Origin of the sequence: Microcoleus sp. B4-C2 (assembly GCF_036705265.1) — a bacterium.
Taxonomy (GTDB): domain Bacteria; phylum Cyanobacteriota; class Cyanobacteriia; order Cyanobacteriales; family Microcoleaceae; genus Microcoleus.
In genome coordinates this window covers 26,852-34,905 of the sequence record NZ_JAUBUB010000025.1, presented here as the reverse complement: position 1 = coordinate 34,905, position 8,054 = coordinate 26,852, and the positions used below count along the sequence as shown (strand labels likewise).

Here is an 8,054-nt window from a genome sequence, read left to right as displayed (position 1 = left end):
TTCCACAAAGAGTTAGAAACAGGCAAGATGCCTGTTCCACAAAGAGTTAGAAACAGGCAAGATGCCTGTTCCACAAACCAGTTAATTCAATTGTGGGGAGTAGGGGTTGGGCTTCTGGCCCGCCCAAAAATAAATTAAAGGTGAACAATATGCAATTAGACAAGATGCGACAGCGCGAACAAAAAACCGGGTGGATATTAGTAGCACCAGCTTTGATAATTCTGATGCTAGTATTTGCTTACCCAATATTGCGGGCTTTTTGGCTGAGTTTATTCACCCAAAACCTCGGTACAGAATTAAAACTGGTTTTTTCCGGTTTTGCTAACTACAGTCGAATGTTAGGTGACGGGCGTTTCTGGCAAACTTTAGGCAACACCACAGTATTTACTGTCGCCTCTGTTGTGCTGGAATTAATTCTTGGTATGGGGATTGCCTTAGTCTTAAATCAATCCTTCGCAGGGCGCGGCATTGTTCGCACAATCTCTCTGCTACCTTGGGCGCTGCCGACTGCATTGATGGGAGTAGCTTGGGCGTGGATTTTTAATGACCAATACGGCGTAATTAACGACATTTTGAGGCGATTGGGATTGATTCAAAATAGCATTAGCTGGCTGGGAGATCCGACTTTGGCAATGATGGCAGTGATTACAGCGGATGTGTGGAAAACTACGCCCTTTGTCAGCTTGCTTTTGCTAGCGGGATTGCAATCAATTCCCGGTGATTTGTACGAAGCCCACGCGATTGACGGCGCTAGTAGCTGGCAGAGTTTCCGTCAAGTTACTGTGCCCTTGCTGATGCCCCAAATTGTGATTGCTGTGCTGTTTCGATTTGCCCAATCTTTCGGCATTTTTGACTTGATTCAGGTGATGACGGGAGGGGGGCCGGCGGGGGCAACGGAGACGGTTTCTATCTACATTTACAGCACGGTAATGAGGTATTTAGACTTTGGGTATGGGGCGGCTTTGGTGGTGTGTACTTTTTTGATGTTAGTGGCAGCAGTTGCGATCGCCGCTTACCTGTTATCGAGAGCCCGCATCAATTGATTTTAGATTTGAGATTTGAGATTTGAGATTTGAGGATTGTAGATTGTAGATTTTAGATTGCTGAACGGTTTAAATTTTTCCTTTCATTGGTATAAATTATGTCGATCGCCCGCGAACAACCTAGCAAAAAAACCTTTAACATCCGGCAATTAATCTTGCCAATCTCAGCGCTCTTAATTGTCGCATATTTTCTCGCACCTATTATCTGGCAGGTACTAACTTCTTTCAAAGTAAATGCGGATATTTCGGCGATTCCCAACGTCTACATTCCCAAACGAATTACTTTCGAGCATTACCTGTCGCTGTTCCAGCGCCGCCCGTTTGCACTTTACATTTTAAATAGCGCTTTTGTTTCCATTACTTCAACATTGCTGTGTTTGGCTGTAGGCGCTCCTGCAGCTTACGCTTTAGCCCGGTTGCGGCTGTGGAGCGAGAGAATCATCCTGGCAAGTGTGACGATTGTAACGCTATTTCCGGCGGTGCTGCTATTTTTGGGACTGCTGGAAATTGTCAAAGCTTTGGATTTAGGCAATAATTATTTAGCCTTAATTATTCCTTACACTGCTATCAATTTGCCGCTGACAATTTTGGTGATGCGAAGTTTCTTTCAACAGTTGCCAAAAGATTTGGAAGATGCGGCTAAAGTTGACGGCTACAACACTTTTCAAATGCTGTGGCAAATCGTGCTACCGATGACATTTCCCGCGTTAGTCACAACGGGAATTTTGACGTTTATTTCAGCTTGGAACGAGTTTATTTTTGCACTGACATTTATGACTCGCGAATCTCTGAAAACTATTCCCGTCGCAACTGCTCAACTCAGCGGGGTGTCAGTCTTTGAGATTCCTTACGGCCCGATCGCCGCAGCTACTGTTTTGGGAACTTTGCCCTTGGTTTTGCTGGTTTTGGTGTTCCAGCGGCGCATTGTTCAGGGTTTAACAGCGGGTGCAGTCAAGGGATAGTCAGTTGTCAGCAGTCAGTTGTAACTCACATCTTGCACCATTCTCGCTTAACAGGCTTTTCGGCCTGTTCCACAAAGAGTAGATTTCTTGTGGAATGGGCTTCTAGCCCGTTCCTAAAAGGCTTATTGAGAATGGTGCAAGATATCAGTTGTAACAACAGTCAACAGTCAACAGTAAACAGTTTAAAAATCATGGCAAAATTGCAACTCAAAAACCTCAATAAAACCTACAGCCCTAAAGTTGTTCCCGTGAAAGACATTAGTTTGGATGTCAGCGAAGGGGAATTTCTGACGTTGCTGGGGCCGTCGGGGTGTGGTAAATCTACGACGCTGCGGTTAATTGCAGGGTTGGAACAGCCGACTAGAGGCGAGATTAGAATTGGCGATCGCGATGTCACTTATCTCAGACCGGGCGATCGCGATATTGCAATGGTTTTTCAAAGTTACGCGCTTTATCCGCACATGACAGTATACGAGAATATGGCATCGAGCCTCAAACTTCGCAAAATCTCCTCCAGCGAAATCAATCGGTTAGTGACGGAAGTTGCAACATCCCTCGGATTGACGGAATTAATCGATCGCAAACCAGGAAAACTATCAGGCGGACAGCGGCAGCGAGTCGCCCTCGGCCGCGCATTAGTGCGCCAACCGGAAGTATTTTTGCTCGACGAACCTTTGAGCAATCTCGACGCATTATTACGGGAAAAAGTTAGGGCAGAACTCAAACAATTATTTTCCTCACAAAAAGCTCCTGTAGTGTACGTAACTCACGACCAAACCGAAGCAATGACGCTTTCTACAAAAGTCGCAGTTCTCAACAGCGGCAACGTGCAGCAGCTCGATCCGCCACACTTAATTTATACTCGTCCGGCAAATCAGTTTGTAGCTGGTTTTGTGGGCAGCCCGCAAATGAATTTGCTAGTGCTTAAATGCCAGGGAAATTTTGCTAAGTTGGGGGAGTTTGGAGTTCCACTCCCAAATATGCCGACTGTGCCGCCAGAAATTGTGTTGGGAATTCGCCCGGAACACGTCGGCTTTGCAGATGTAGAGGCCGGCAATATGTCGGCCCCAGAGGCAATTAAAGGTGAGGTTTATTTAGTGGAAAACTTGGGAATGCAAAATTTAGTTAGCGTCCGAGTTAAAGGTTTGGAGTCAGTAACGGTGCGGGCTTTGCTGCCAAATGACCGCCACTGGAATTCCGAAATTGTAGAGCTGGTTTTTCCGCCTCAGTTGCTGCACTGGTTTGACGTGAAAACGGGCGATCGCTTGCAATAAGAATTTGCCCTGCATACCATGCTTGATTAAAAATTGTCTAACCATGTGTATAAAAATATGTTTTTTGCTTCTAACTAAGTTATGACTTTAGTTAGAGGTAGAACTATTTGGCTGCTGTTAACGTGATATTCATGTGTGAAAAAGCTAATTGGCTGACACATAGGTTGCGTGTTTACCAGATTTTATCGCTAACCTATAACTCTATTTAGGTGGTCGATCGCAAGTTAAAGCTAAGTTGGCTTTACTTCGCATTAGCTGCTAATTTTGGAGCGAGTCAATTAGATGAAAAAATGTTGAAAATTATCACCAATCAACTTAGGGAGTATTACTGAGATGAATTTGATTTCCACAGCCATTGCTCGCATCAGTTCCCTGCTTAAGGGCTTTCAAATTAAGAGTTTTTTGAGTGTTGTCCTAGTCGGTTTTCTGGTGCTGACAACCAATGTTAATTCGGGAAGCAGTAACAAAGCTTTTGGCGCGCAAGCCAGCTCAAAGGCTGATCTAAACAATCCTGAAAGACCCCAAACAACACGGGAATGGAGGCAAGAAGCTCGCGAAACCTCAGACTCTCCGGGCGATCGAGTTCAGAAGATTGGGCAAGAGGCAGGAGCAGCCGTGAAAGAAATGGGGGAGATGTATCAAGACACTGCTAAGAGAAGTATCCGCGAATTAAAGGATTAGTAGCTCCCACTAAAAAAATATAACACTGAGAAACCTGATTGCTTTCGGGGCGCAGCCAAGAGTGCTCGCCCTTCCGGGTTTCTGGACACCTGAAAAGTTTGACGTTTAAAATAGGTTGAGCTAGTTAATACGGCAGACGCAATCAAGTAGGCGAGCATACATAAACTAGGACAGACGCTCAAAAACCCAGTTTCTCAGGTGAAACTGGGTTTTTGAGTTGGAAGTCTTTTATGTTAAATCAAATCCATTGTGACTTAGCTAGCCTCTGGAATACGAGTTCGAGGTCAAACTACGCAAACTTTCGTCTCTTTCCCTTTAGACGAATAAATAAGTGGTAAAGCGCTTAGGTTGCACCTAACATCTTGCACCATTCTCAGGAACAGGCAAGATGCCTGTTCCACAAAGAGTGAATTTTCTTGTGGAACAGGCATCTTGCCTGTTCATACAAAGCTTATGGAGAATGGTGCAACATCTCAGTTGCACCCTACATATAGAAGTTCCGCGTAATTCCTGATGAATAAACATCTTAACAGTCTTTGCTTAACCGGCCTGCTGTTCATCCTGCCTGTTTGTTCTGCGACAATTGCCGGCGCTCAACTTCCCGAAACTTCGGAGACTAATGCCAAGCAAACAAATCTCCTCAAAAATGAACTATTTTTTGGCTTAACCAAACCGGGATGCGAGACAATTTATGAATCAGAATAGCAGGAGTTTGTCAAGGCAGTTATTACCCCTCGCTTTCGGGAATGGCTAACCGTATTAGACGGCTCAGGGCAGTTTCTCAACAGATCGGGAATTCTGATTAGAGAAAACTCTAAAATAGTTATTTTAATTTATGAAAGGAGTCCTAAAAAAAATCAAGCTATTCAGGAAATTATCGAAACTTACAACCGCACTTTCCAGCAAGAGTCGGTGCTGCGGGCAACCAGCGAAGTTAAGGTTTCTTTCTGATGTGGTCATCCAATCAGCGTATTTATGATATTATTCGTGGTAATCCAGGTCATATCCTCAAAGATACTTAGGGTGCGGGTGCAAGAAAAATCATAATTTGTGGGTATCGATCGCAGACTGCAAAAAATCGCTATAAAAACCTGGCCGGGAGAAAACAAAAATATGATGAATGACGGCAACCAAAAAGCTGAAGCGCCTGAAACCGAGGATGCACAAAATTTGTCCGGCATGGCGAAAGCTTTTCTTGTGAACGTGGCTTGGTCTTACGCAGAGGCATTGGAGCTAATGAAACGATCGCGAAATCCACAGGAACCGGCGCCGGAATCTCCGACAGAACAAGTCGAAGCTGATACTGAAAAAAATTAATGAAGACTAAGCTGTCCTGCATTTAAACTGCACAGTCAAAACTTGATAAAGTTGTTGTGGGGAGTAGGGGTTGGGCCAGAAAGCCCGCACAAAAAATGCAATTTAGATGTCGAACAGCTTATTAATGGGATCGATTTGCTAAACTATCTGGAGATGCGATCGATCGCAATAGTCAATTATAGCAATACTCGCATCAGTTTCAATAACTGGTTAACTTCCAAGCTCTGCCTGGGAAACGATGTAAGCGAGGCTCTGCCTCTGCCCAGACTAGGGAGGCTCTTCCTGCGGATATGCGTTACCAGGAAGAGCCTGGTAACGAGTAAAAGCCTGGTAACGAGTAAAAAGCTTTAGTTCGGGGATGACAACTGCGTTGTAGGTTTGAACCTCAACCTATATCTATCCATAAAAGGGATTTAAACTAAACAAAGTACGGTTTTACGGCTACAGTGTACAAAACAAATAACCAATTTTTATATCTGTCTCATGTCTAATTCAAAAATGATTGGTAAAGCGATCGCAGGTAGCCTTTGCTTGGGCATCCTCATTAGCTTCAACGCCGCCCTCGGTTCAGCATCCGCAGCAACACCAACAATTGCCCAAGAAACAGCAGCCCCGGCCGCTAGCACCCTCGACCAGCAACTCTTAGGTCAATGGCAAGGCACTGTCGCCTCCGGTCAGTCTTTCACCTTCGTCTTTGCGCCAGAAGGCAAATTGTTTCTCATGGCTAAAGGCCCCGACGGAGCTGCCCGCGCCAAAGAAATGAGGTACAAAGTTAATCTCGGTGAAAAACCGATGCACATTGATGTCGGCCTCAGCAGCACAGAAACCGTTGAGACTGTTTTTGAGTTGACTCCCGAAGGTCAAATGCGGCTTCAGTTGCAAGGCACGAATCCCGGACAGGCGAGGCCTAATTCCTTAAACGAGCAGGCAACTGTGTTTAAAAAGGTCTCCGAGGCCACTGCACTGCCTCCTGACACTCAAGTCATCGGTTTTTAAGGAAAATTGCAGGCAGAAGTATAATTTGGTGAAAAAACGGTTGCTAATTTTGGGGGGGACGGGGGATGCTGCGGAATTGGCGGTGAGAGCGTCTCAAATTGCTGAAATTGAGGTGGTTTCTTCGCTAGCAGGACGCACTCAACAGCCTTTTACCCCCAAAACGGGTACGGTGCGAATTGGGGGGTTTGGTGGGGCGGCTGGGCTGGCGGCGTTTTTGCGCGTTAGCTCGGCCCGCCCCTACGGGGACTACGCCAAGGGAGTCGATCGCCCGATCGACTTTTTGATTGATGCTACTCATCCGTTTGCGGCTCGGATTTCTGCTAATGCTGCTGTTGCTGCTGCTGAATGTAATGTGCCCTATTTGATGCTGGTGCGTCCAGCTTGGGAGAGGGTGGAGGGCGATCGCTGGATTGATGTTGCGGGCCACTCGGAGGCTGCGAAGGCTTTATTAGGGCTGTCTCAGCGGGTGTTTCTGACGATTGGTAGGCAGGAATTGGCTGCTTTTGCTGGTTTGGATGCTATTTGGTTTTTGATGCGGGCGATCGATCCTCCGGCACTCAATACTCCTATTCCTAATGGTAAATTGTTATTAGCAAGGGGGCCTTTTTCTTTGGAAGATGAGCGCCAATTACTATTAGAATATCAGATTGATACAATTGTTAGTAAAAACAGCGGCGGCGGTGCTACTTATGCGAAAATTGTTGCGGCTAGGGAACTGGGAATTCCGGTGGTGATGGTGCAGCGGCCGCCGATTCCTGATGTTGAGCAGGTTGCTGATGTTGCAGGGGCGATCGCTTGGTTAGTTAAGCAGTTATGATATCAAATTCGTTAGCATCGGAATAGTAAATTCGAGTTGACTGTTGTCAGTGAACAGTCAACCGCCAACCGTCAACATCATTCCGGTGTTACCGGAAATGATATTAGTAGGGTTTCAAACATCGGCCAGGTTATGTCTTTGAGTAATAGTTGATTTCCGGGCTGGATGATTATTTGTTTTAGTTCTAGCTGCATTTTTTGACTGTTTTAAGAGGATTTGAAATATTAAATAATTTCAGTTAATAGATTTTAGCAATACCGAACTTATGCGGAATTGCTGTTAGAGATTAAGATTCAATTTATTGAAAGCTATTAGGGGCAGCCAGTTACGGGATCATTTCCTTCAGCAGTTCTCATTCCTCCTATGATAGTGTCCACGATCGCACACTGCTTAGCACCACCGTTAACAGTAGAAACTGTGGCAACAAATCGACGAATATTTGGATTTACGGTATCTGGCGGAAGTTGATTCACATTACCCAGGTAGTCAAAAGTGATTGAGGTTGCGTTAGGAACAAGTGAAATAGTGCCGGGTTTAATTTCCCCTCCGCTGCTGAAAGTCTCTTTTCGTAACGGTAGTGGCTGTCCAGACGAATCGACGCCAGGTGGAATGGTATCTATCGTAACTGTTGGTGGGTCAGCTACCGGATTGTTAGGAATATAATTGAATGTAACTGTGATATCGCGCTTAGTTCGCTTTGCTTCGCTTTGTGCAAATCGTAATGATTGGAAAACGCGATCGTTCACTGTGCGAACTCTTTGTCTGTTGATGAATCCCAGCCAGCTTGGAGCGGCGATCGAGCTGAATATACCTATGATTAACGCTATCACGAGCACTTCTAGAAGGGTGAATCCTCCATCATCTTTTCTGGATGCAGTTTTGTTGAAATTATGGCTGGGCTTGGCAGCCGAGTTATGCAAAAGTTTTAATAATATGGGTGAGGTTTTCATGGTATTCTCCTATT

10 protein-coding genes and 1 pseudogene are annotated in these 8,054 nt (G+C 45.3%); 10 read left to right on the top strand and 1 reads right to left on the bottom strand.

What is annotated here, in order from left to right; translation table 11 throughout:
• Nucleotides 1–149 precede the first annotated feature (149 nt).
• The 10 genes and pseudogenes from QUB20_RS10525 (at nucleotide 150) to QUB20_RS10480 (ending at nucleotide 7,090) form a co-directional block, all read left to right on the top strand.
• Nucleotides 150–1,043: a sugar ABC transporter permease gene (locus tag QUB20_RS10525; protein ID WP_333245988.1), complete on the top strand. Its 894-nt coding sequence runs from the start codon at nucleotides 150–152 to the stop codon at nucleotides 1,041–1,043.
• Between the two features lie 98 nt (nucleotides 1,044–1,141).
• A complete protein-coding gene (locus QUB20_RS10520; RefSeq protein ID WP_333056003.1) occupies nucleotides 1,142–2,005 on the top strand; it encodes a carbohydrate ABC transporter permease in 864 nt (287 codons plus the stop codon).
• Nucleotides 2,006–2,196: 191 nt separating this feature from the next.
• Nucleotides 2,197–3,279, top strand: a complete 1,083-nt coding sequence (locus tag QUB20_RS10515; protein ID WP_333245986.1) for an ABC transporter ATP-binding protein — start codon at nucleotides 2,197–2,199, stop codon at nucleotides 3,277–3,279.
• Nucleotides 3,280–3,612: 333 nt separating this feature from the next.
• A complete protein-coding gene (locus QUB20_RS10510; protein ID WP_333245984.1) occupies nucleotides 3,613–3,960 on the top strand; it encodes a hypothetical protein in 348 nt (115 codons plus the stop codon).
• 388 nt (nucleotides 3,961–4,348) lie between these two features.
• Complete coding sequence (locus QUB20_RS10505) at nucleotides 4,349–4,474, top strand: hypothetical protein (RefSeq protein ID WP_333291334.1); 126 nt, start codon at nucleotides 4,349–4,351, stop codon at nucleotides 4,472–4,474.
• A complete protein-coding gene (locus QUB20_RS10500; protein ID WP_333243467.1) occupies nucleotides 4,474–4,665 on the top strand; it encodes a hypothetical protein in 192 nt (63 codons plus the stop codon). The genes QUB20_RS10505 and QUB20_RS10500 overlap by 1 nt, the downstream gene beginning before the upstream one ends.
• A 12-nt stretch (nucleotides 4,666–4,677) precedes the next feature.
• Nucleotides 4,678–4,911: pseudogene (locus QUB20_RS10495) on the top strand (DUF3574 domain-containing protein); the annotation flags it as partial.
• Between the two features lie 99 nt (nucleotides 4,912–5,010).
• Complete coding sequence (locus QUB20_RS10490; RefSeq protein ID WP_333210603.1) at nucleotides 5,011–5,277, top strand: hypothetical protein; 267 nt, start codon at nucleotides 5,011–5,013, stop codon at nucleotides 5,275–5,277.
• A gap of 483 nt (nucleotides 5,278–5,760) precedes the next feature.
• A complete protein-coding gene (locus tag QUB20_RS10485) occupies nucleotides 5,761–6,273 on the top strand; it encodes a hypothetical protein (protein ID WP_333233439.1) in 513 nt (170 codons plus the stop codon).
• A 28-nt stretch (nucleotides 6,274–6,301) separates the two neighbouring features.
• Entirely contained in the window at nucleotides 6,302–7,090 is a 789-nt protein-coding gene (locus tag QUB20_RS10480) for a cobalt-precorrin-6A reductase (RefSeq protein ID WP_333245982.1), read from the top strand.
• Nucleotides 7,091–7,401: 311 nt separating this feature from the next.
• On the opposite strand, the gene QUB20_RS10475 is transcribed toward QUB20_RS10480, so the two are convergent.
• Nucleotides 7,402–8,040, bottom strand: a complete 639-nt coding sequence (locus tag QUB20_RS10475) for a prepilin-type N-terminal cleavage/methylation domain-containing protein (protein ID WP_333245980.1) — start codon at nucleotides 8,038–8,040, stop codon at nucleotides 7,402–7,404.
• Nucleotides 8,041–8,054: the final 14 nt, after the last annotated feature.

Coding starts and splice junctions, on each gene's coding strand:
- QUB20_RS10525 (WP_333245988.1), top strand. CDS start 150: ATGCAATTAGACAAGATGCGACAGCGCGAACAAAAAACCGGGTGGATA.
- QUB20_RS10520 (WP_333056003.1), top strand. CDS start 1,142: ATGTCGATCGCCCGCGAACAACCTAGCAAAAAAACCTTTAACATCCGG.
- QUB20_RS10515 (WP_333245986.1), top strand. CDS start 2,197: ATGGCAAAATTGCAACTCAAAAACCTCAATAAAACCTACAGCCCTAAA.
- QUB20_RS10510 (WP_333245984.1), top strand. CDS start 3,613: ATGAATTTGATTTCCACAGCCATTGCTCGCATCAGTTCCCTGCTTAAG.
- QUB20_RS10505 (WP_333291334.1), top strand. CDS start 4,349: ATGCCTGTTCCACAAAGAGTGAATTTTCTTGTGGAACAGGCATCTTGC.
- QUB20_RS10500 (WP_333243467.1), top strand. CDS start 4,474: ATGAATAAACATCTTAACAGTCTTTGCTTAACCGGCCTGCTGTTCATC.
- QUB20_RS10485 (WP_333233439.1), top strand. CDS start 5,761: ATGTCTAATTCAAAAATGATTGGTAAAGCGATCGCAGGTAGCCTTTGC.
- QUB20_RS10475 (WP_333245980.1), bottom strand. CDS start 8,040: ATGAAAACCTCACCCATATTATTAAAACTTTTGCATAACTCGGCTGCC.